A 23,690-nucleotide genomic window follows, 5' to 3' on the forward strand; every position below is an offset into this window, starting at 1 on the left:
GCGAAGTCCGTCCGTCTCTAGGAGGTTTCGGCGAGCACGGTGGCGGCGGACGTGGCGCCCTGCGGGTCGCGCGCCCCGGCCCGCGTCTCGTACCGCCTGGGCGCGGCGGGCACCATCAGCGGCGTGCCCGTCTCGGGGTCGTCGATGATCCGGCAGGGCAGTCCGAACACGTCCTCGACGAGTTCGGCGGTCATGACGGTGGCCGGGTCGCCCTGGGCGGCGATGACACCGCCGGGCCGCATCACGACGAGGTGGGTGGCGTAGCGGCACGCCTGGTTGAGGTCGTGCAGGACGGCGACGACCGTGTGGCCCTTGCGCGCGTGCAGTTCGGCGCACAGGTCGAGCACCTCGACCTGATGGGCGATGTCCAGGAACGTGGTGGGCTCGTCGAGCAGCAGGATGGACGTCTGCTGGGCCAGCACCATGGACAGCCAGACGCGCTGGCGCTGGCCGCCGGAGAGGTCGTCGACGGGCCGGTCGGCGAGTTCGAGTACGCCGGTCTGCCGCATCGCCGCGGTCACGGCCGCCTCGTCCTCGGCGGACCACTGTTTCAGCATCCGCTGGTGCGGGTAGCGGCCGCGCGCCACGAGGTCGCCGACGGTGATGCCGCCGGGCGCGGTGGACGACTGCGGGAGGAGGCCGAGGCGGCGGGCGACCTCGCGCGAGCGATACGAGGCGATCGCCACGCCGTCGAGGTAGACCTGCCCGGTCTTGGGCCTGAGCATCCGGGCGAGCGCCGCGAGGAGCGTCGACTTGCCGCAGGCGTTCGGCCCGATGATCACCGTGAAGGAGTGGTCGGGGATGTCGACGCTCAGCGACGTGGCCACCGTCCGCTGGTCGTAGGAGAGCGTGAGGTCCTCGGCGCGCAGCCGGGGCTGCGGGGAGTTCGTTCCAGTCATGCGCGGCTCTTTCGCGACTCGGTGATCAGCAGCCAGATGAGGTACAGCCCGCCGATGGTCCCGGTAGCCGTGCCCACAGGGAGGAGCGCCGGTGCGAAGATGCGCTGCACGACGAGGTCGCTCAGGGCGAGCAGCAGGGCGCCCATGAGGGCGGACGGCAGGAGAGCCGGACCGGACGAGCGGGTCAGTCTGCGGGCCAGTTGGGGAGCGGCCAGGGCGATGAACACGATGGGGCCGGTCACCGCGGTGGCGAGGGCGGCCAGGGCGACGCTGATGACGAGCAGTGCCGCCCGCGTCCGGGTCACGTGGACACCGAGGGCGGTGGCGATGCCGTCGCCCATCTCCACCATGGACAGGCGGCGGGCGAGGAAGAAGGCGAGCGGGAGCAGCACCAGGACGGCGAGGCCGATGGTGTTCGCGTGGATCCACAGGCGGTTCCCCAGACTGCCGATCAGCCACGCCTGGGCCTCCAGCGCCTCCTGCCAGCTCGCCCGGGTGATCAGGTACGAGTTGAGGGCGAGGAGCAGGGCGCTGACGCCGATGCCGACCACGACCAGGCGGAAGCCCTGCAGGCCCCGGCCCAGCATGAGGAGGGAGACCGCCGCGGCGGTGGCAAGTCCCCCGACGAGTGCCCCGAGGGCGATCTGGGTCATGCTGCCGTTCAGGACCACGATGACGACGAGGGCGCCGGTGGCCGAGCCGTTGGTGAAGCCGATGATGTCGGGGCTGCCCAGCGCGTTGCCGGTCAGGCTCTGCAGGACGGCGCCGCTGACGGCCAGGGCGGCGCCGACGCACAGGGCGGTCACCAGCCGGGGCATGCGCAGGGTGTTGACGATGAAGTCTGCGGCCCCGGAGCCGTTGCCGAACAGCGCCTGGAGGACCTCGCCGACGGAGAGTTCGAAGTCGCCGGTGGTGAGGGTGACACCCATGAGCAGGACGAGCGCGGCGCCCAGGACGGCCGTGACGGCCAGGGCGCGGCCCTGGACCCGCAGGGAGAGGCCGCCGTTGCGGGTACGGACGACCATCCCGGTGACGACGCGCGGCGTCGCGGGGGTCGCTCGGTTCTTGACGGGTCGCTGATCGGGGGCGGATGCCTCTGACTCCCGTACGGCACTCACAGGGTCTCCTCGTTCTCCCCCAGGGCCGACGCCCGGGAGGTAGCCCCGTCTCCGCCCGCGAGGAGCGGAGGTGCGGCTCTGTGGCCTGTCTGCGGCCCGGCGGTCTCATGAGTGCCACTCACAGCATGACCAGCTTCCGGCGACGGCACAGTGCGATGAACAGCGGGGCTCCGAGAAACGCGGTGACGATGCCGACCTGGATCTCGCCCGGGGAGCCGAGGACCCGCCCGAGGACGTCGGCACCGATCAGCAGAACAGGTGCGAACAGCATCGAATAGGCCAGTACCCAGCGCTGGTCTGGACCCACGACGAACCGGGCGACGTGCGGGACGACCAGGCCGACGAAAGCGATCGGGCCGGCCGCGGCGGTCGCCGCGCCGCACAGGAGCATCACGGCGACGGCGCCCAGCACCCGGGTCCGGCCGACGTTCACGCCCAGGGCTCGCCCCGCCTCGTCGCCCATGGCCAGGGCGTTCAAGGAGGGGGCCAGGCCGAGCGCGAGGAGCAGGCCCACGGCGACGAAGGGCAGGGCGATGAGGACGATGTCCGTGTTCCGGCCCGCCAGGGACCCGACCGTCCAGAACCGGAACTGGTCGAAGGCGCGCGGGTTGAGCAGCAGTACCGCGGAGCTGAAGGCGAAGAGCACCGCCGTCACCGCCGCTCCGGCGACGACGAGCCGGTCGGGCGTCGCCAGCGTCCGCCCCGAGGAGCCCAGGACGTAGACGAGCACCGAAGCCGCCGCCGCACCGAGGAACGCGAACCACACATAGCCCAGGGCCGTACCCACACCGAAGAAGGCGATGGCCACGACGACTCCCGTGGAGGCGCCGAGACTCACACCGAGCAGCCCCGGGTCGGCGAGCGGGTTGCGGGTCAGCGACTGCATGAGCGCGCCGGAGAGTCCGAGGGCCACACCGACGAGCAGCCCGAGGACGGTCCTGGGGATCCGGTACTCGTGGATGATGACCGAGGCCTCCGACCCGTCGGGCTGCCACAGCGCGTTCCAGGTGGACGTGACCGGGATGCCCCGGGTGCCCAGCCACACGCTGAGCAGTCCGACGAGAACCAGGGCCGCCAGGGTCGCGAGCAGGCCCAGACCGCGCAGGGCGGCCACGGACCGGCGGACCCCCGGCCCGGCCGGACCGCTCGATCCGCTCCTGGGCGCCGCTTGGGCTTCGACCGACAACGACAACTCCCCCTGGCGGCGACTCCCGCGCGAGACAACACATGTGACGTGACAACAGACACAGACTTAGGTGAGGCTAACCGAAGCTCTCGGCAGGGTCAACGCGTGGACCCCCGACGAGGCCGCCGGTCACGGGCCGACCGGGGGCGACCACCGCCGACAGCCTTGGCGAGCGACCTGATTAGAGTAGGCTTACCTAACTAATCGACGTCTTCGCGGAGGTACCGCATGCCCGTGGGGGGACCCAACGAGGGGGGACCGACGGGGGGCCTCGTCCTCCGGAGAACGATCAGGGGTCAGCGCCGAAGGGTCGTCGGGGCGTCGCTCCTCGGCATGGCCCACCAGGCGTGCGAGGCGCTTGTCCCCGTCGTGATCGGCGTCGTCATCGACCGAGCCGTGTCCACCGGCTCCTCGGCCGCTCTCCTGCGCTGGCTGCTCGTCCTCGCCGTCCTTTTCCTGGTTCTCTCCACGTGTTACCGGACCGCCGCGAGGATCACCGACGGGGCGGGCGAACACGCGGCACACCAACTCCGCGTCGACCTCGGCACCAGGGTGCTCGATCCCCGTGGCGGAGCCGACGCCGGACGGCTGCCCGGCGCGCTCACGGCCGTCGCCACCGGTGACGCGAGACGCGTCGGAGCGGTCGCGGCCGCCGTGCCGTACGCGGTGTCGGCGCTCACCGGGCTGATCGTCAGCGCGGTGGCGCTGCTCCGCGTCTCGGTGCCGCTCGGGTTGCTCATCCTGCTCGGTGTCCCGCCCCTGCTGTGGCTCGGCCACCGGATCAGCCGCCCCCTCGAAGAGCGCAGCGAGATCGAGCAGGAGCGTGCCGCGCACGCCTCCGGCGTCGCCGCCGACCTCGTCGCGGGCCTGCGGGTGCTGAAGGGTATCGGGGCTGAGGCCGCGGCCGTTTCCCGCTACCGGCGCACGAGCCAGGACTCCTTGGCCGCCGCACTGCGGGCCGCCCGCAGCCGAGCCTGGCACGACGGCGCGATCCTCGCACTCACCGGCATCTTCATCGCGGCCATCGGCCTCGCCGGCGCCCATCTGGCCATGCGCGGCTCGATCAGCGTGGGCGAACTGGTGGCGGCCGTCGGACTCGCCCAGTACCTCCTCGGCCCCTTCCAGCTCCTCACGTACGTCAACGGCGAGTTGGCGCTCGGCCGTGCCTCCGCCGACCGGATCGCCGAGGTGCTCGCCTCGTCGCCCGCCGTCGCGACCGGACGGGCCGTACTCCCCGACTCCGTCCCCGGCGGAATCCGGCTGCGCGGGCTCGGACACGGCGCCCTGCGCGGCGTCGACCTCGACATCGCCGCCGGCTCCGTCATCGGCGTCGTCGCGAAGGACCCGGCGGCGGCGCACGACCTGCTGCTCTGCCTGGGCAGGGAGCTCGACCCCGCCGAAGGGGCCGTCGAACTCGACGGCGTACCACTCACCGAGTTGGACCCTCGGAGCGCCCGCCGCGCCATCCTCGTCGCCCACCACGACGCCGACCTGTTCGAGAGCAGTCTGCTCGACAACGTGCGGGCGGGGTCCAACGCCGGGGAAGCCGACCTCGCGCCCGCCCTGGCCGTGGCCGCCGCCGACGACGTCGCGCGGGCGCTCCCCGAGGGCACGGCCACAGTCCTCGCCGAACGCGGCCGGTCCCTGTCCGGCGGTCAGCGCCAGCGAGTTGCCCTGGCCCGGGCGCTCGCCGCCGACCCCCCGGTGCTCGTCGTCCACGACCCGACGACCGCGGTCGACACGGTCACCGAGTCACGTATCGCCGCCGGCCTTCGCCAGCTCCGGGACGGCCGTACGACGATCCTGGTCACCACGAGCCCCACGCTGCTCGCCGCGACCGACCGCGTGGTGCTGCTCGACGACGGCACCGTGACCGCCGACGGCCGCCATCAGGAACTCGTCGCCTCCCACGAGGCATACCGTGCGGCGGTGCTGGCATGACAGAGCTCACGAGCGACGATCTGGTGAACGACGAAGGACCCGAGATGACCGAACCCCGTAGGGCGGACCGCGGCGCGAGCGGGGAACGCGAGCTGCTGCCCACCGCGACCGGCCCACAGACGCTCGCGGCCGTCCGGGCGTTGTTGCGGCACCACCGGCTCCTGACCGTACTCGCGGTCACCGTGCTGATCGCCGCCACGGGCATCGGCCTGCTCACCGCTCCGCTGCTCGGACGTATCGTCGACCTCGTCGCCGAACTGCGGGGGGCGGGCGCGCTGACGGTACCGATGGTGCTGCTCGTGGCGGTGGCAGTGGCCCGGGGCACGGCGACCGCGATCGGCCACTCGCTCGTCGCCCGCCTCGGCGAGACCGTCCTCGCGGACCTGCGCGAGCGGTTCGTCGGACGGGCGCTGCGCCTGCCCCTGGAACGGGTCGAACAGGCCGGTTCGGGCGACCTGACCTCCCGGGTGACCGGTGACGTCACCATCATCGCGAAGGCGGTGCGCCAGGCGCTGCCGGAGTTCGCCACGGCACTCCTCACCATCGCGCTGACGCTCGTGGGACTTGCCGTACTGGACTGGCGCTTCCTGCTCGCCGTCCTGCTCGCCGTGCCGGTGCACGTACTGACGGTCCGCTGGTACATCCCACGTGCCGCGTCGGTGTACGCCAGGCACCGGGTGGCGAGCGGCGCGCTGCAGCACCAACTCCTCGACAGCATCGGCGGTGCCCGCACCGTACGCGCGTTCCGGCTGAACGGCAGCCACGCGCAGGCACTTCAGCGGCGGTCCCGTGAGGCCGTCGGCCTTGCGCTGCAAGGCATCCGGCTGGTCTCCGGCTTCTTCTCCCGTCTCAACGCGGCAGAGTTCATCGGACTGACCGGGGTCCTGGTGACAGGCTTCTTCCTGGTGGACGACGGCTCCGTGAGCATCGGCACGGCGACCGCGGCCGCGCTCTACTTCCACAGCCTCTTCAATCCGATCAACGCCGCCCTGTTCCTCATCGACGACGCGCAGTCGGCCGGCGCGAGCCTCGCCCGCCTGGTGGGGGTGTCGAACCTGCCCGTCGAGCCGAATCCCGAACCGGACACCGAGGAGAAGCCCGTGGACGGCACGGTCAAGGTCTCCGGGCTCAGCCACGCGTACGTCGAGGGCCACCCGGTCCTGAGTGACGTGGATCTCGAGGTCCGCAGCGGCGAACGGGTCGCTCTGGTGGGTGCGAGCGGCGCCGGGAAGACGACTCTGGCGAAACTCGTCGCGGGCGTCCACGAGGCGTCCGCGGGCTCGATCGTGCTCGGCGGGGTCGAGGCCCGCGAGTTGGGTCCGGCCCGAGTCCGGCGCGCCGTGACGCTGATCAGCCAGGAGGTCCATGTGTTTGCGGGACCACTGGCCGAGGATCTGCGGCTGGCGCGCCCGGGGGCCACCGACGAGGAACTGCGCACGGCACTGGGGCGGGTGGAAGCCCTGGACTGGGTCGAAGCGCTCCCCGAAGGTCTCGCGACGGTGGTCGGTGAGGGCGGCCACCGGCTGACCGTGACACAGGCCCAGCACCTGGCCCTGGCCCGCCTCGTCCTGGCGGACCCGCCGATCGCCATCCTGGACGAGGCGACCGCAGACGCGGGAAGCGCCGGCGCACGCGTCCTGGAGGCAGCCGCCGCCCGGGCCCTGGAAGGCCGTACGGGCCTGATGGTGGCCCACCGCCTGCCCCAGGCCGCCTCCGCCGACCGCGTCGTCGTACTCGACCAGGGGCGGGTGGCCGAGACCGGCACGCACGACGAACTGGTCGCGGCGGGCGGCCGCTACGCCGCTCTCTGGTCGGCCTGGTCCGACAGCCGCCGGGAGCCCCCGCGGGAGGCGTGAGCCGCCCGGGCTGCTCACGTCGCCGCGGAACGTCGGCGCGTCGCCCGGCAGCCGGAGAGAAGGAGCGGGGTGTGCGGTTCGCGCGATCCCCCCTTCTCAGGTCCTACCTCAGCGGCTGCGCCCTCATCCGCGGGGTGGAGAGGGTGCGCCGTGACGGATGAAGCGCGGCTGCTGTGTCCGGGGCCAGCATGTGTTCATGACGACAGCGACCGTTCCTCCCGCCACACTCACAGCCGCGCCCGTCTGGGCTCGCCGCGCCGCCCATGCCATCCCTCTGTGCGCGCTCCCGTCCAGCTTGTGGCGCATCGCCATGGCATCCGGCGTCTACGTCGGGTACAGCGACCAGGTGCTGCGCGACGTGTACGACATCCCGGGCTGGGGCATCGCCTATGTCGTCGGCCTCTCCGTTCTTGCCGAGCTGGCCGCCCTGTTACCGCTGCTGCTCGTCAGCGACCGGTGGCGCCGCCTGCGCCCAGGGGCCCTCGCCGCGTCGGCCTGGACCGCCTCGGGCATCCTGGTCCTGGTGGCACTGTGGCAACTCGTGGTCGCTTTCACCGTCGAGAGCCAGACGTACATGTCGAGCGGTACAGCACAGACCCTCTGGGCCTTCGCCTTCGCCCCGCTGTTCGCCATCCCGGTACTGATGACCGCGGTGACCTGGTCGTACGCGAAGCGGCACCGGGCATGGAAACAGGCGCAACCCCTTGAAGGTGCTTGACGTCCGCCCCCGGCGGATGCCCTTCTCGCTGCGGATGCAGGCATGCTCCCCGCGCCGGGCAGCGAGCACGTCGGCCGTCGAACGCACGCCGCCGCCCGCCGAGAGGAATTCTCGGCGGGCGGCGGCACAGTGCGCTGCGGCGTGTTCAGCCCTGCTGGGCGACCAGGCTCTTGGGGCGCAGGTCGGTCCAGTTCGTCTCGACGTAGGCGAGGCACGCCTCGCGCGTGTCGTCGCCGAAGGCGACGCGCCAGCCGGCCGGTACCTCGGCGAAGGAGGGCCACAGCGAGTGCTGGTCCTCGTCGTTGACCAGGACCAGGAATCGGCCCTGCGGATCCTCGAACGGGTTGGTGCTCATGCGTCGTCACTCCTCGTGGACTTTACGGTGAACAGCTCGGAGAGCGGCTGCTCGGGGTCGGCCGCCGCGGTGCGCAGCAGTGTCTGAAGTTCTTCGGCGAGCTGCCGGGCCTTCTCCGGGCCGAGCAGGCCGGCCGCGTGGATCAGCTCGCAGTGCACCGGTCCGTCGCCCTGCGGCTCGTAGAAGCTGAGGGTCAGCTCCGTCCGGGCCGAGCCGGTCGGTACGGCGTGGAAGGAGCCCCTGCCGCCCTCCAGCTGCCCGAGATCCGCCTGTTCGTGGTGGACCACCATGACCTGCGGGCCCTGCGGGGGCAGTCCGGTCGCCCGGACGACCTCGTCGAAGGGCACGTCCTGCCGGTCGAGGGCGCTGAGGGTGGTCTCCCGTACCCGGGTCAGCAGTTCCGCGAAGGTCGGATCGCCCGCCGTGTCGGTGCGCAGCACCACCGTGTTGAGGAAGCAGCCGACGAGGTCGGCCAGCTGGTCGTCGCCACGGCCGGCGACCATCGTACCGATCGGCAGATCGGTGCCCGCGCCGTGGGCGGTGAGCAGCGCGGAGAAGGCGGAGTGCAGCACCATGAACATGCTGGTGCCGGTGGCCCGGGCCAGCTCGTCCACGGCCGCGTGCAACTGCTCGTCCAGGACGAATCCCAGACAGACGCCGCCCTCGGCCCCCGGGCGCGGGGCGCCCGTGGGGAGCGCCAGCTCCACCGGTACGTCCTCCAGCGTCTGCCGCCAGTAGGCGAGCTGCCGCCCACCCCGGCTCTCCGGGTCGGACAGGTCGCCGAGGACCTGGTGCGCCCAGCGGGTGTAGTCCGCGTACGTCACCGGCAGCGGCTCCCACTCGGGCGCCCGGCCCTCCGTGCGGGCCGCGTACGCCGTGGTGAGGTCACGGAACAGCGGCACCACCGACCATTCGTCCACCGCCAGGTAGTGCGAGGTCAGCAGGAGAGCCTGGTGACCGGCCGCATCCGTCAGCAGCGTCGCCCGCAGCGGGGCCTCGCGCTCCAGGTCCGGGGCCTGCGCGGCGAGTTCCGCCAGGCGGGCGTCCAGGTCCCTGCACCGGTCGAGCGTGAGCCCCGGGGCCTCGGCAGGCCGCTGGAGCACCACACCGTCGCGCTCGGTGAACGCCGTACGCAGCGGCTCGTGCCGGGCCACCACATCGGCCAGGGCGTCGGCGAGTGCGGCGGCGGCCAGTCCACCCTCCGGTACCCGCAGGGCCAGCGCGTGGTCGAAGCCCGGGGTGCGGCGGTGCGCCTCCCACTCCCAGCGCTGGGCCGGGGCGAGCGGCAGCGGGGCGCCGGCAGTGTCTTCGGTGTCCTCGGCGGGCCGAAGCGCCGGGCGGGCGGCCGCCGCGCCCTCCAGCTTGCCGGCGAGACCGGCGACGGTCAGCGCGTCGAAGACGTCCCGGATGCTCAGCTCGACGCCGAACTCCGTGCGGATACGGCCCAGGAGCCGCATCGAGGCCATGGAGTGGCCGCCGAGCGCGAAGAAGTTGTCGTGGATGCCGACCTTCTCCAGCCGGAGGATCTCGCAGAACAGGTCCGCCAGGCGGGCCTGTGTCCTGGTCGCCGGGCTCGCGTCGCCGGTCATCGCGGACCAGTCCGGCGCGGGCAGCGCCTTGCGGTCCAGCTTGCCGTTGGGGGTCAGGGGGAGGGGGCCGTCCAGCGGTACGACGAGTGCCGGGACCATGTACTCCGGCAGTACGCCCGCCACATGGGCACGCAGCTCCTGCGGGTCTGCCTCCCCGGCCTCTCCCGCCTCCGGTACGGCGTACCCGACCAGGCGGACGATGTCGCCGTCGCGGTCCGGCACGACCGCGGCCTGCGCGACCGACGGGTGCGAGGCGAGCGCCGCCTCGATCTCCCCGAGCTCGATACGGAAGCCGCGCACCTTGACCTGGGTGTCGACACGGCCCAGGAAGTCGAGGTTCCCGTCCGCGCGCCAGCGGGCCCGGTCGCCGGTGCGGTACATGCGGCCGCCGGGCGGGCCGTAGGGGTCCGCGACGAACCGTTCCGAGGTCAGCCCGGCCTTGCCGAGGTAGCCGCGGGCGAGGCCGCGTCCGGAGACGTACAGCTCGCCGACGACACCGGGCGGGACGGGCCGCAGGTGGTCGTCGAGGACGTAGCAGCGGGTGTTGGGGTCGGGTCGACCGATGGGGACCCGGCCGGTGGGCCGGCCTGCCCCTGACCTTCGGCCGGAGGGACCACCCTGCTCGCGGGAGGACCACAGCGTGGAGTTGACCGTCGCCTCGGTGAGACCGTACGCGCAGATCAGGTGGGCCGTGGTGCCGAAGCGCTCGAACAGGTCCGGCGGCACGGTCTCCGTACCGACCAGGACGGTCGAGCCCTCGGGCAGCTCGCAGCCGGGCGGCAGCGCCGACACCAGGGACGGGGGCAGGATCATGTGGCTGATCCGCTGGTGCGCGAGGAAGTCGGTAAGCGCGGGCCCGGCGACCCTCGCCTCGTCGGTGATGAGGACGAGCCGGCCGCCGTGGCACAGCGCCATCGACAGCTCGAAGACGAATACGTCGAAGCCGATCGAGGCGAATTGCAGCACACGGCTGTCGGGTTCGAGACCCATCCGGTCGACGGCGGTCGCCACCAGAGAGGCGATGCCCTCGTGCGGGACGACCACGCCCTTCGGGCGTCCGGTCGAGCCGGAGGTGTAGATCACGTACGCGGCCTGGTCCAGGGCGACCGGTCCGCTCTCGACGGCGGTCTCCGGCAGACCGTCCAGCTCGGCGGCGACGGACGGCTCGTCGAGCAGCATCGCCGGCACCCCTGCCACGTCCGGGATCTTCCCGGCCACGGACTCAGTGGCGACCACGACGTTCACCCCCGAGTTCTCGATCATGTAGCCGAGCCGGTCGGCTGGGTGGGCCAGGTCGAGCGGCAGGAACGCGGCACCGAGCTTGAGCGCGGCGAGCACCGTGGCGATCATGTCGGCGGAGCGGGGCACGGCCACGCCGACCACGCTCTCCGCGCCCACACCGCGCGCGGCCAGGAGCCGGGCGATGCGGTTGGACCGCGCGTCGAGCCGCTCGTACGTCACCGCATGCGAGCGGTCCACGACGGCGACCGCGTCGGGCCGCTCGGCGAGCCGCCGCGCGAACATCGCGGGCAGGGTCTCCTCGTGGACGGGCCGCGGGGTGCCGTTGAAGCCCTCCAGGACGAGATGACGCTCGTCGGCGGCGAGGATCTCCGCCTGCGAGACGGGCCGCTCGGGCGCGGCGACGAGGGCGGTGACGAGCGCCCGGAGCCGGTCGCCGATCCGCTCGGCACTCTCGTGGTCGAACAGCTCGGTGGCGAACTCCAGGCGGCAGGCCAGGGAGCCCGCGGAGCCGTCGGCGGCCGTGTGCTCGGTGAAGCTGAACACCAGGTCGAACTTGGCGGAGCGGATACGGAAGGGGACGTACTCCACGTCGAGCCCGGCCAGTTCCAGTGCGTCGCCGGTGCGGGCGTGGTAGCCGACCATCACCTGGAACAGCGGGTTCCGGGAGAGCGAGCGGGTCGGGTTGAGCTTTTCCACGACCGACTCGAACGGCACGTCCGCGTGGGAGAAGGCCGCCAGGTCGGTCTCGCGGACCCGCCTCAGCAGCTCGGTGAAGCTCGGGTCACCGCTGAGATCGGTGCGGAGCACGAGGGTGTTGACGAAGAAGCCGACCAGGTCGTCCAGCGCCTCGTCGCCGCGCCCCGCGATGGGCGCGCCGAGGGGGATGTCCGTCCCGGCGCCCATACGGTGCAGCAGGGCGGCCACGGCCGCGTGCACCACCATGAACATGCTGGCGCCGGTCTCGCGGGCGAGCCGCTTGAGACCCTCGTGGACGTCGGCGTCGAAGTCGATGTCCAGCTCGGCTCCCGAGAACGCCGGGCGGGCGGGCCGGGGCCGGTCGGCGGGCAGTTCGAGCTCTTCCGGCGCCCCGCTGAGCGTCGCGTGCCAGTACTCCAGCTGACGGGCGGCCAGGCTGTCCGTGCCGGTGGGGTCCCCGAGCAGACGCTGCTGCCACAGGGCGTAGTCGGCGTACTGGACGGGCAGGGGCTCCCAGTCCGGGGCCGTGCCGTGTGCGAGGCGGGACTCGTAGGCCGTGGCCAGGTCGCGCAGGAACGGGCGGTCGGACCACTCGTCGGTGGTGATGTGGTGCAGCAGCAGGATGACGACGTGGTCGTGGGGCGCGACCTCCACGATCGTGGCCCGCAGGGGCAGTTCGGCGGCGAGGTCGAAGGGCCGGTTGGCCTCGTCGTCGACGAGGCCGGGCACCTCGTCCTCGGTGGCGCGCACGAGCTCGACCACCGGTCGGGCCTCCTCGGCCGGCAGGACCCGCTGGAACGCCTGGCCGTCTCGCTCGGCGAAGACCGTGCGCAGGGCCTCGTGGCGGGCCGTGACATCGGCGAGAGCGGCGGTCCACGCGTCGATGTCCAGGGCGCCGCGCAGCCGCATCACCAGCGGGAAGTTGTAGGCGGCGGAGGTGCACTCGATCTGCTGGACGACCCACAGCCGCTGCTGGGCGTGGGACAGCGGCAGCTCTTCGGGCCGCTCGCCGGCGGTCAGCGCCGGGCGGGCGGCGCCGCCGGAGCGGTCCGCGCGTTCCACCAGCTCCGCGACGGTCGGCGCCTCGAAGAGGTGACGGATGGCCAGTTCGGTGTCGAGCGCGGTGCGGGCGCGGCTCACCAGACGGGTGGCGAGCAGCGAGTGACCGCCCAGTTCGAAGAAGTCGCTGTCGATGCCGACGCTGCCCTCGGGCAGGCCGAGCACCTCGGCGAAGAGGGCGCAGAGGGTCTCCTCCCGCGGCGTGCGGGCGGCGCGACTGGGGCCCCTGCCTCCGAAGTCAGGGGCGGGCAGCGCCCTGACGTCGAGCTTTCCGTTGACGGTCAGTGGCAGCGTGTCCACGGCGACGAGTGCGGACGGGACCATGTAGTCCGGCAGGCCGGCCTTCAGGTGGTCGCGCAGCCGCTGGAGCAGTTCCTCCCCCGCCTCGGTGGCGTCCTCCGGTACGACGTAGCCGACCAGGCGCTTGCTACCGGTGGCCTCGTTCACGACCACGGCGGCGTGCGCGACCTCGGGGTGTGCGGACAGGGCCGAGGCGATCTCGCCCAGCTCGATGCGGTAGCCGCGGATCTTGACCTGGTCGTCGGTGCGGCCGAGGAAGTCGAGCAGGCTGTCGGGACGCCGGCGTACGAGGTCACCGGTGCGGTACATCCTCCCTCCCGGCTCGCCGAACGGATCGGCGACGAAGCGCTCGGCGGTCAGGCCGGGCCGGTCGTGGTAGCCGCGCGCCAGACCGGTGCCCGCGATGTACAGCTCACCGGGGCAGCCCGGCGGAACGGGCCGCAGCATCGCGTCGAGGACGTAGGCGCGGGTGTTGCGGATGGGCACGCCGACCGTGGGGGTCGCGCTGTCGGCGGTCGATCCGCCGAGCGTGTTGATCGTGTACTCGGTCGGGCCGTACAGGTTGTAGCCGTAACAGCCGTCGGTGCGGCGCAGTTTCGTCCACACCGTCTCCGACACCGCCTCGCCGCCCAGCAGGACCAGTGCGGGGCGGTGCTTCCCCGCTGTGGTGTCGTCGGCCTGGTCGAGCAGGCCCTCCTCGACGAGGAGCTGGGCGTAGGTGGGCGTCACGTTGACCACGTCGACCCGGTGCCGGTCGCAGTAGGCGACCAGGGCCTCGGCGTCGCGGCGCAGCTCCTCGTCGCAGACGTGGACCTCGTGGCCCTCGACGAGCCAGAGCAGCTCCTCCCAGGACATGTCGAAGGCGAAGGACACGGTGTGTGCGATGCGCAGCCGTCGTCCGCCGGCCGCGGCGATGGCCGGGTCGAAGATCTCCTTCTGGTGGTTGAGCTGCATGTTCGTCAGGCCCCGGTACGGAGTGACGACGCCCTTGGGTGTGCCGGTCGAGCCCGAGGTGTAGATGACGTACGCCGGGTGCTCCAGGCGGTCGGCCCGGTCGTGGGCGAACGCGGGCCGTTCGGCGTCGGTGATCCCGGTGCCGGGGAGAGCGGCCAGTTCCGCGGCCACGGCCTCGTCGTCCAGGAGAAGTTCGGGCGCGGCGGGGCCGGTCTCACCGCGGAGGGTCGGGGCCACGGCGGTCGTGGACAGCAGGCACAGTGGCCGAGTGTCCTCGACCATCAGCCGCAGGCGGTCGGCCGGGTGGTCCAGGTCCAGCGGCAGGTACGCGGCACCTGTGCGCAGGACGGCGAACAGCGCGGCCACCATGTCGATGGAGCGCGGCAGCGCGAGAGCGACCGCCTTCTCCGGTCCCGCGCCCCGGGCGAGCAGCAGCCGGGCGAGCCGGTTGATGTGCGCGTCGAGTTCGGCGTACGTGAGGGCCTGCTCGCCGAACACCAGCGCCACCGCGTCGGGAGTACGGGCCACCTGGGCGGCCAGCATGTCGGCGACGGTCTCGTTCGGTACCGGCTCCCGGCTGCCCGCCCATTCGGCGGAGAGGGTCTCCCGCTCGCCGGGCAGCAGCAGGTCGAGGGCGCCGACTCGGGTCGTCAGGTCTCCGATGAGCCGTTCCACCAGTGCGCCGAAGCGGTCGAGCGTGGCCGCGGCCTGCTCGTCCTCGACCAGGTCGGGGCGGTACTCCAGCTTGACCTGGACCGTCTCGGCCGGGTTGACGATCAGTGTCATCGGGTAGTGGGTGGCGTCGACGCTGCCCACGCCCGTGATGCCATGGCGCTCGGTGAGCTGCTGGAAGGCACCCTCGTCGGCGAAATTCTGCAGGACGTACAGGGTGTCGAAGAGGGTGGGGTGCCCGCCGGCCCGCTGGAGTTCGGCGAGTCCCAGGTACTCGTGGTCCATCAGGGCGACGCGCTCGGTCTGGATGCGGCGCAGCAGGTCCCCGACCGGCTCCGCCGGGTCGAGGGTGATCCGCTGCGGCACGGTGTTGAGGAACATGCCGATCGTCGTGTCGACTCCGGGCACGTCCGCCGGGCGTCCGGCGACCGTGGCGCCGAACACCACGTCGTCACGGCCCACGGTGGAGGACAGGACGAGTGCCCACGCGGCGGAGAGCACCGCGTTGATGGTCAGCCCGTGCTCGCGCGCGGAGCTGCGCAGCCGGTCGCTGAGGGCTCGTCCGAGGGCCAGGGTGCGGCGGCGCGGGATAGTCGGTTCGTCACCGCGCTCGCGGGCGACGAGGGTCGGCTCGTCGAGTCCGGCGAGGGCGCCCCGCCAGGTCTCGCGGGCCGCGTCGAAGTCCTGGCCGGCGAGCCAGCTCAGGTAGTCCCGGTAGCTTCCGGCGGCGGGCAGGGCGCTGTCGTCGCCGGCCGCCGCGTACAGGCCGAGCAGTTCGTCGAGGAAGAGGGACTGGGACCAGCCGTCCCACGCGACGAGGTGGTGGCTGAGCATCAGCCGGTCGGTGGTGTCGGTGAGCCGGATCAGGGTGAGCCGGAACAGCGGGGGCGCGGCGAGATCGAACCGCCGGTGCCGGTCGGTGTCGGATATCTCGGCGAGCCGGGTCCGGCGCTCGGCGTCGGTCAGGCCGGTCAGGTCGATCTCGGTGAGCGGTACGGGCAGTTCGGCGGCCGGGCAGACGAACTGCACCGGCTCGGGCAGGCCGTCGCTGACGATGCCCGCGCACAGGCTGGGGTGCCGGTGCAGCAGGGTCGCGACGGCCGCGCGCAGCCGGTCGGCGTCGAGCCGGCGGTCGAAGTCGAAGGTGTCCTGCGCGGTGTAGACGTCGAGCGCGGTCGTGTCGTAGCTGGCGTGGAAGTAGATGCCTTCCTGGAGCGGCGACAGCGGCCAGATGTCGGCCACCGGCGCCGGGCTCACCCGCTCGACCAGCTCGATGCCGGCCTGGGTGAGGGCGACGAGCGGCACGTCCGAGGGGGTGAGGGAGGGCCGGGCTCCCGGCGCGGCGGTCCGGGCGACGAGGTCGCGCAGGGCGTCGGTCCAGGCGCGGCTCAGTGCCCGCACGTCGTCCGCGGTGAGCACGTCGCCCTCGGGCCAGGTCCAGGTGGCGCGCAGCTCGGGGCCGTTCGGGGTCTCCGCGCAGACGGCGTTGACCTGGAGCGGGTAGGGCATCGCGAGATCGGCGTCGGGCTCGACGGCGAGCGCGTCGGACTCGACGGCGGGCGCCCAGTCGTGGGTCTGCTCGGCGGGGAGGCGGCCGAAGTAGTTGAACAGGACCTGGGCGGTGGACAGTTGGGCGAAGACGGGGGCGAGCTGCGGGTTGAGGTAGCGCAGCATGCCGTATCCGGCACCGGAGTCCGGGGCCGACCGCACGGCCTCCTTGACCTGCTTGAGCGTGTCGAACGGGTCGTCGGCGGCGGGCAGACGCACCGGGTGGAGGCTGGTGAACCAGCCCACGGTGCGCGAGAGGTCGGCGTCCGTGCCGTCCCGTCCGTGGCGTTCCAGGTCGACCAGCAGGTCACGGTCGGCGTCGGGGCGCCACTGGGTGACGGCTCGCCGCAGCGCCGCGAGCAGGACCTCGGTGACGTCGGCGCCGGCCGCCGCCGGCACGGCGGTGAGCAGCGCGCGGGTGTCCTCGGCGGCCAGGGTGACGACGTGCTCCCCCGCCGCACCGGCCGTTCCGGTACGCCTTGCTCCGGCGACCAGGTCGGCTCCGGGCGCGAGCGTCTTGGCCCAGTAGGGCAGTTCGGCCTGCCGCTGCGGGGAGGTGGCCTGCTCGGTGACGTCGCGGGCGAACCTCCGCAGAGAGGTCGGCACGGGCTCGAGCTCCGGGGACTCGCCTCGCACGACGGCGTCCCACGCGGTGGCGAGGTCGCCGAGGAGCACGCGCCAGGACACCCCGTCGATCACGAGGTGGTGGACGACGAGCAGCAGCCGGCCGGGCCGATCCGTACCGGCGTCGAACCAGACGGCCTGCACCGTTACGCCGGCGTCGGGGTCGAGGCGGTTCGCCGCGGCGTCGGACTCCTCGCGGACGACCGTGCGCAGAGCGGACTCGTCGAGGCCGCGTGCGTCGATGCGGCGGAGCAGTCCGGACGCGTCGACGGACCCCACGGGCAGCGTCCGTGCGGACCACAGGGCGGGGATCGCCGGGCCGAGGTCCATGCGGGTGAGGGTGAGCCGCAGGCCGTCGTGGTGGTCGAGCACCGCCTGCAGGACACGCGTCAGCTTCTCGGTGTCGGCGGTGGCGGGCGCCTGTACCAGCATGGAGAGGTTGAAGCGGCTGATCGTGCCGCCGTCCTCGCGGAGCTGGTGGACGATCGGCAGCAGCGGTACGTCACCGACGCCGTCGGAGTCGGCGACGGGTGCCGGGACCGCGGCCGCCGCACCGGCGACGGTGGCCGCCAGGGCGGCCGGGGTGCGGTGCTCGAAGACGTCGCGCGGGGTCACCGGCAGCCCCGCCTTGCGGGCGCGGCTGGAGACCGCCATGGACAGGATGCTGTCGCCGCCCAGGACGAAGAAGTCCTCGTCGGCGTCGATCCCCTCGGTGCCGAGCACCTCGGCGAAGATGCCGCACAGCTGCTGCTCGTAGCCTTCGCGTGCGCTGGCGTTGCGGCGCCGCCTGGGTGCCTCGGGAGCGGGCAGGGCCCCCAGGTCGGTCTTCCCGCCGGGGGTGAGGGGGAGCGCGTCGAGCCGTACGAAGTGGCTGGGCACCATGGGCGCGGGCAGCGAGTCGCTCAGCGCGGCGCGTACGGCCTCGGTGTCCAGCTTCCGTGCACCGGCGGCCGGGACCAGGTAGGCCACCAGCTGCTTGACGCCCCGCTCGTCGTCGCGTGCCACGACGACGGCGTCGCCGACGGCCGGCTCGTCGCGCAGCCGGGCTTCGATTTCCCCGAGCTCCACCCGGTTACCCCTGATCTTGACCTGGTGGTCGGTGCGCCCGAGGTAGGTGAGCACACCGTCTCCACTGAACTGAACCATGTCTCCGGTGCGGTACATCCGCGCTCCCGGACCGCCGAACGGGTCGGCGACGAAACGCTCCGCGGTCAGCGCGGCGCGTGCGTGATAGCCGCGGGCCAGCTGTGCGCCCGCGATGCAGAGCTCGCCCGGTTCGCCCTCCGCGACGGGTCGCAGGTGGCGGTCGAGGACGTAGAGGCGGGTGTTCCACACCGGCCGCCCGATGGGCACGGTGGCCCCGTCCGGAGCCGGGTCCGCTTCCCAGCTGGTGACCTGGATGACGGCCTCGGTGGGTCCGTACACGTTGAACAGCGGTACTCCGGTGCGCTCCTGCCAACGACGGGCGAGGGGAACCGGCAGCGCCTCACCGCCGCTGAAGGCGCGGCGCAGGCTCACCCACCACTGACCCGCCTCGTCCTCGGCCAGCAGCGCGCCGTACAGGGAGGGCACGAGGTCGACGCCGGTGACCTGCTCGTCGCGGATCAGGCCGACGAGGTACGCCGGGTCGCGGTGTCCGTCCGGCCGGGCGATCACCACGGCGCCGCCGGTGAGCAGCGGCGTGAAGATCTCCAGTACGGACGGGTCGAAGCTGGTCGAGTACTGGTGCAGCACACGCTCGTCCGGGCCGTACCCGAACCGCTCGGCGGTCCACAGGAGTTGACCGACGACCGCGCGGTGCGGGACGACGACGCCCTTGGGGCGGCCGGTGGAACCGGAGGTGTAGATCACGTACGCGGCGCTGTCCGGGTGGACGGCCGCGGGCACACGACCGGACACGGGATCGGCTCCCGCCGTCTCCTCGCCGACCACGACGTGGGTCACACCGTCGAGTGCGGGCAGCCGGGTCCGGGACGCGGCGGTGACCAGAACGGTCCGCGCCCCGGAGTCCTCCAGCAGGTAACGCACCCGGTCGGCCGGGTAGTCGACGTCGACCGGCAGGTAGGCGGCGCCTGCCTTGAGCACGCCGAGCATGGCGATCAGCGTCTTGGCCGACCGGGGCACGGCGACGGCGACGACGGACTCGGGTGTCACGCCCCGGGCGAGCAGCGCTGCGGCCAGTGCCTCGGCGCGCGCGTCCAGTTCGGCATAGGTCGTCCGCCCGGCCTCGTGGATCAGCGCGGTCGCCTCCGGGGTTCGGCGGGCCTGCCGGGCGAAGGCCGCGTGCAGTGTGTCGCCGGGCAGGGCGTGGTCCGCGCCGGCCAGCCGGTCGAGGGTGGCCCGGTCCTCGTCGGGGGTGCGCAGGGCGAGTTGCGCCACCGGGCGGAGCGGGTCCTCGACGAACTGGTCGAGCAGGGCCGCCAGCCGGTCGGCGAACCGGCGGGCGGCCGCCGGGTCGAGTCGGGCCGGATCGTGGTCGAGGCGCAGCCGGAGCCGTTCGCCGGGCAGGACGGTGAGGGCCAGCGGGTAGTGGACGGCGTCCCGGATGTGGGAGCCGGTGATCCGGACCAGTCCTGCCGGGTCGCAGGGCTCGCCGGTCTCGGGCAGGTTCTCGACGACGACCAGTGCTTCGAACAGCTCGCCGCGTCCCACGGCGCGCTGGATGTCGGCGAGGCCCACGTGCTGGTGGTCGAGCAGCTCGGCCTGGTCGTCCTGGAACCGCGAGAGGACGTCGACGAGCGACTGCTCGGGGCGCCACCGCAGCCGTGCGGGAAGGGTGTTGATGAAAAGGCCGACGAGGCTCTCCACACCTTCGACGGAGGCCTGGCGGCCCGAGACGGTGCTGCCGAGGACCATGTCCCGGGTGCCGGTGACGTCGCCGAGCAGGAGCCCGAAGCCGCCCTGGACGACGCTGCCGAGCGTCAGTCCCAGCGCGCGGGCCCGTGCGGTGAGGGCGGCGGTGTCCGCCGCGGTCAGCTCCAGCTCGATCGTGCCGGTCCGGCGCTCACCGGTGTCCGCACCTCGTACGGGAAGCCTGGCCGGGCCGTCGTATCCGGCGAGGGCGTCGCGCCAGGCGCCCAGCGCTCCGTTGCGGTCGCGTGCGGCGAGCCAGCCGGCGTACGCCCGGTACGCCGGGTCCTCTGCCGGCCGCGGAGCCTCGACGCCGGGCCGGTAGCCACCAAGGAGCTCGCGCATGAGGAGCGACACCGACCAGCCGTCCACGACGATGTGGTGCAGCGTCAGCACCAGCTCGGAACGGTCGGCGCCGTGGCGGATCAGTGCTGCCCGCAGCAGGGGCGGGACGGCCAGGTCGAATCCTTCCGCCCGCTCCTCGGCCCCGATGGCGTCGGCCGCCGCCGCGCGCTGGTCGGGGTGCCGGCCGGACAGGTCGTCGAAGCGCCAGGGCAGGGTGACGCGCTCGCCGATGAGCTGCACGATCCTGCCGTCCGGGAGCTGGTGGAAGGCGGCGCGCAGCAGCGGGTGGCGGTCGAGGAGACCCTGGACGGCGAGCCGCAGTGCCTCGGGGTCGACGTCACCCGCCAGCTCGACGGTGTCCTGTACGGCGTATCCGTCGGCGCCTGTCTCGTCGACGGAGGCGTGGAAGTAGAAGCCCTCCTGGAGCGGAGTGGCCGGAACGGCGTCCGCGAGACCCGCAACGGCGGCCTCGCACTCGGCGCGCTCGGCGTCGGTGAGCGTGACGAGCGAGAACGGGGCGGGCACGTCACCGTTCAGAGCGTGAGGGGTGTCCACCGCCTCTCCCCTGAGGCGGGCGAGTGCCGCGACCGTCCGGTGCCGGAACACATCGCGCGGCGTGAGCGCGAAACCGGCCGCGCGGGCGCGGTTCACCAGCTGGATCGCCACGATGCTGTCGCCGCCCAGCTCGAAGAAGCTGTCGTGGACGCCCACCGACGGCAGACCGAGGACGTCGGCGAACAACCCGGCGAGCGCGGTCTCGGCGGGCGTGGTGGGCGCGTCGTCGCCGCCCATCGCCGTCCACCGGGGCGCGGGCAGGGCGCGGCGGTCGAGCTTGCCGTTGGGCGTCAGCGGAAGGGCGCCGTCGAGGCGGACGACGGCGGACGGAACCATGTAGTCCGGGAGGGTGGCGGCAATCCGGGCGCGGGCCTCGGCCACGGCGGCCTCGGCGTCCGTACCGGTGCTGTGGTCCGTGGCCGCACCGGCACCGGCCTCCGCGACCAGGTAGGCGACGAGCCGCTGCACGTTCCGGTGGTCCTCGCGGACGAGGACGGCGGCCTGGGCGATGCCGGGGCAGGCCATGAAGGCGCTCTCGATCTCGCCGGGCTCGATGCGGTGGCCGCGGATCTTGATCTGGCCGTCCGCGCGGCCGAGGAACTCGAGGTTGCCGTCGGCGCCCCAGCGCACCCGGTCGCCCGTCCGGTACATGCGCGCGCCCGGCTCGCCGAACGGGTCGGCCACGAAGCGCTCCGAAGTGAGCCGGGCCCGGCCCAGGTAGCCGCGGGCGAGGCCGCGCCCGGCGACGTAGAGCTCGCCCTCGGCGCCGACGGGCACGGGGCGGAGAGCCGAGTCGAGCACGTAGGCGCGGGTGTTGGGGTCGGGGACGCCGATCGGGGCGGGACCGGGACGGTCGGGGTCGGAGACCCACAGCGTGGAGTTGACGCTCGCCTCGGTGAGGCCGTAGGCGACGACGACCCGCACATGCCCGGCCCAGCGGGCGATCAGTTCGCTGGGAACCGCTTCGGTGCCGACGATCAGCACAGAACCGTCGGGGAGTTCGCAGTCCTGCGGGAGCGCCGAGACGAGCGACGGCGGCAGGATCATGTGGGTGGCGCGGTGGCGTGCGATGTAGTCGGTGAGTGCGGTGCCGGCGACGCGGCGCTCGGTGGGGACGACGATGATCCGGCCGCCGACGCACAGCGACATGATCAGGTCCCAGACGGTGACGTCGAAGCCGACGGACGCGAACTGCACGACGCGGCTGTCGGCGGTGATGCCGATGCGGTCGGTGGCGGTGGCGACGAGGCTGCCGACGCCGTCGTGCGGGACCACGACGCCCTTGGGGCGGCCGGTGGAGCCCGAGGTGTAGATGACGTACGCGGCCTGGTCCAGGGCGACGGGAACACCGGGGTCGGTGTCGTCGAGGCCGGCGCACTCGGCGGCCACGGACGGCTCGTCGAGCAGGACGTGCACGACGCCCGGCGCGACGGGCAGGTCCGCGGACAGCTCGCATGTGGTCACGACGGTCCGGGCGGCCGCGTCGGTGAGCATGTACGCGATCCGGTCCTGCGGGTGGTCGGCGTCCAGCGGCAGGTACGCCGCACCTGCCTTCATCACGGCCAGCAGACAGACCACGAGTTCCGGGGAGCGGGGCAGCGCCACGGCGACGACGTCCTCGCGGCCGACGCCCCGGGCGGCGAGGAGCCGGGCGAGGCGGTTCGCGGCGGCGTTGAGTTCCGCATACGACAGTTCGCGGTCCTCGTACACCAGGGCGACGGCGTCCGGTGTGCTCCGTACCTGCCGCTCGAAGGCCGCGGGCCAGGAGAGTTCGGCCACCTCGCGCGGTGCCACGCCGAACTCGTCGAGCAGCTGCGCGCGTTCCGCGCCGGTGGTGAGTTCGAGATGTCCGACCCGACGGGTCAGGTCGGTCGCGAATGCGTGGAGCAGCATGAGGAAACGCTGTTCGTGCTCGATCAGCTTCCCCTCGTCGCACGCATCGGCGTCGGCGTCGAGCAGGACGCGCAGGCCCTGGCCGCCCCGGAAGTCGCCGAACGTGATGGCGAGGTCGCTGACCGGGCCGAGCCACATCGGGGCGAGGTCGGCGTCGAGGTCACCGAACCGGATCCGCTCACCGCTGGGGAGGATGTTGACCGTGGGGCCGACGAGCTCCTGCACACCGTCGACGAGCCCGAGGTCGCGGGCCAGGTCCTCGGCGCGCAGGCGGCTGTGGGTGACGGTCTCGGCGACCGCCGTGCCGACCGCCGCCACGAGCTGGACGCCGGTCATGTCGGGGCGGACGGTGAGGCGCAGCGGCAGGATGTTGGAGACCATGCCGGGGATGTGCCGGGTCGCCGGGTCCTGCCGGGTGGTGACGGGCAGGCCGAGGACCAGATCCTGCTCCCCGGTGGTCCGGTGCAGGTAGGCGGCGACGGCGGACAGCAGGATGCGGGAGAGCTGCACGCCGGCGGCGGCCGCGGCGTCGCGGAGCCGCCCGGCGGCGGGCGCCGCGAGTTCGGTCGTGCGGCGCAGACGCCGCTTGGTCGTCCCCGACGACCGTTCGACGAGCCGCACGGGTTCGGGCCGGTCGCCCATGCGCCGCAGCCAGTACGCGCGGTCCTGCTGGTGCTCCTCCGAGGCGCGGTAGGCGGCGTCCGCGTCGACCAGCCGGGAGAGCGACCAGTCGGGGGCCGCGGCCTGGTCGCCGTGGGTATAGAGGTCACCGGCCCGGCGGGAGATCCCGACGATGCCCATGCCGTCGACGACGATGTGGTGGTAGCGCTGGTACCACCAGACGCGGTCGTCCGCGAGGCGCAGCAGCGCGTGGGCGTAGAGCGGGGCGGCCGCGAGGTCGGTGGGGCGGTCCCGGTCGGCGTCGGCCCACCGGTGGGCCGCAGCCACAGGGTCGGACTCGCCACGCAGGTCGACGGTCGGGATGTCGACCGGGACGGGCGATGCCACCTGGCTCGGTACGCCGTTGTCGCCGACGATCCGGACGTGCAGGCTCTCGGCCTCCTCGACTGCCTGCCGGACGGTGGCGGCGAGGCGGTGCAGGTCGATGTCTCCGCGCAGGTCGAGGACGAACGAGATGTTGTAGGCCGAGTTCTCCGGCTCGATCTGCTGGGCGAGCCAGATGCCGGATTGCCCGCCGGTGACGGGGGTACCGGCAGCGGTTGCCCGGCCCGACTCGGCGTCAAACATCGTTCGTGTGGCCTTTCCCTGGTGGTGCGTCAGTGGTGGGTC

The 23,690-nt window shown here is 73.0% G+C and carries 8 protein-coding genes; 3 read left to right on the forward strand and 5 right to left on the reverse strand.

Going from position 1 to position 23,690, the window contains the following annotated elements; translation table 11 throughout:
* Nucleotides 1–17 precede the first annotated feature (17 nt).
* From ACLB9X_RS05110 to ACLB9X_RS05120, 3 genes are all read right to left on the reverse strand, one after another.
* Nucleotides 18–899, reverse strand: coding sequence for an ABC transporter ATP-binding protein (locus tag ACLB9X_RS05110; RefSeq protein ID WP_410358999.1), 882 nt, complete (start codon nt 897–899; stop codon nt 18–20).
* Nucleotides 896–2,017, reverse strand: coding sequence for a FecCD family ABC transporter permease (locus tag ACLB9X_RS05115; protein ID WP_410359000.1), 1,122 nt, complete (start codon nt 2,015–2,017; stop codon nt 896–898). The genes ACLB9X_RS05110 and ACLB9X_RS05115 overlap by 4 nt, the downstream gene beginning before the upstream one ends.
* Nucleotides 2,018–2,135: 118 nt before the next feature.
* Entirely contained in the window at nt 2,136–3,203 is a 1,068-nt protein-coding gene (locus ACLB9X_RS05120) for a FecCD family ABC transporter permease (RefSeq protein ID WP_410359001.1), read from the reverse strand.
* 228 nt (nt 3,204–3,431) lie between these two features.
* Between ACLB9X_RS05120 and ACLB9X_RS05125 the strand changes: the two genes are divergently transcribed.
* From ACLB9X_RS05125 to ACLB9X_RS05135, 3 genes are all read left to right on the forward strand, one after another.
* Entirely contained in the window at nt 3,432–5,144 is a 1,713-nt protein-coding gene (locus ACLB9X_RS05125) for an ABC transporter ATP-binding protein (RefSeq protein ID WP_410359002.1), read from the forward strand.
* A gap of 44 nt (nt 5,145–5,188) precedes the next feature.
* Nucleotides 5,189–7,000, forward strand: a complete 1,812-nt coding sequence (locus tag ACLB9X_RS05130) for an ABC transporter ATP-binding protein (protein WP_410359149.1) — start codon at nt 5,189–5,191, stop codon at nt 6,998–7,000.
* Between the two features lie 196 nt (nt 7,001–7,196).
* Nucleotides 7,197–7,718, forward strand: coding sequence for a hypothetical protein (locus ACLB9X_RS05135; protein WP_410359003.1), 522 nt, complete (start codon nt 7,197–7,199; stop codon nt 7,716–7,718).
* Nucleotides 7,719–7,863: 145 nt separating this feature from the next.
* On the opposite strand, the gene ACLB9X_RS05140 is transcribed toward ACLB9X_RS05135, so the two are convergent.
* Both ACLB9X_RS05140 and ACLB9X_RS05145 read right to left on the reverse strand, forming a co-directional pair.
* A complete protein-coding gene (locus ACLB9X_RS05140) occupies nt 7,864–8,073 on the reverse strand; it encodes an MbtH family protein (RefSeq protein WP_410359004.1) in 210 nt (69 codons plus the stop codon).
* Complete coding sequence (locus ACLB9X_RS05145) at nt 8,070–23,648, reverse strand: amino acid adenylation domain-containing protein (RefSeq protein ID WP_410359005.1); 15,579 nt, start codon at nt 23,646–23,648, stop codon at nt 8,070–8,072. The genes ACLB9X_RS05140 and ACLB9X_RS05145 overlap by 4 nt, the downstream gene beginning before the upstream one ends.
* Between the last annotated feature and the right edge of the window lie 42 nt (nt 23,649–23,690).

The organism is Streptomyces sp. 5K101 (assembly GCF_046506645.1).
In the GTDB taxonomy this organism is placed as follows: Bacteria; Actinomycetota; Actinomycetes; order Streptomycetales; family Streptomycetaceae; genus Streptomyces.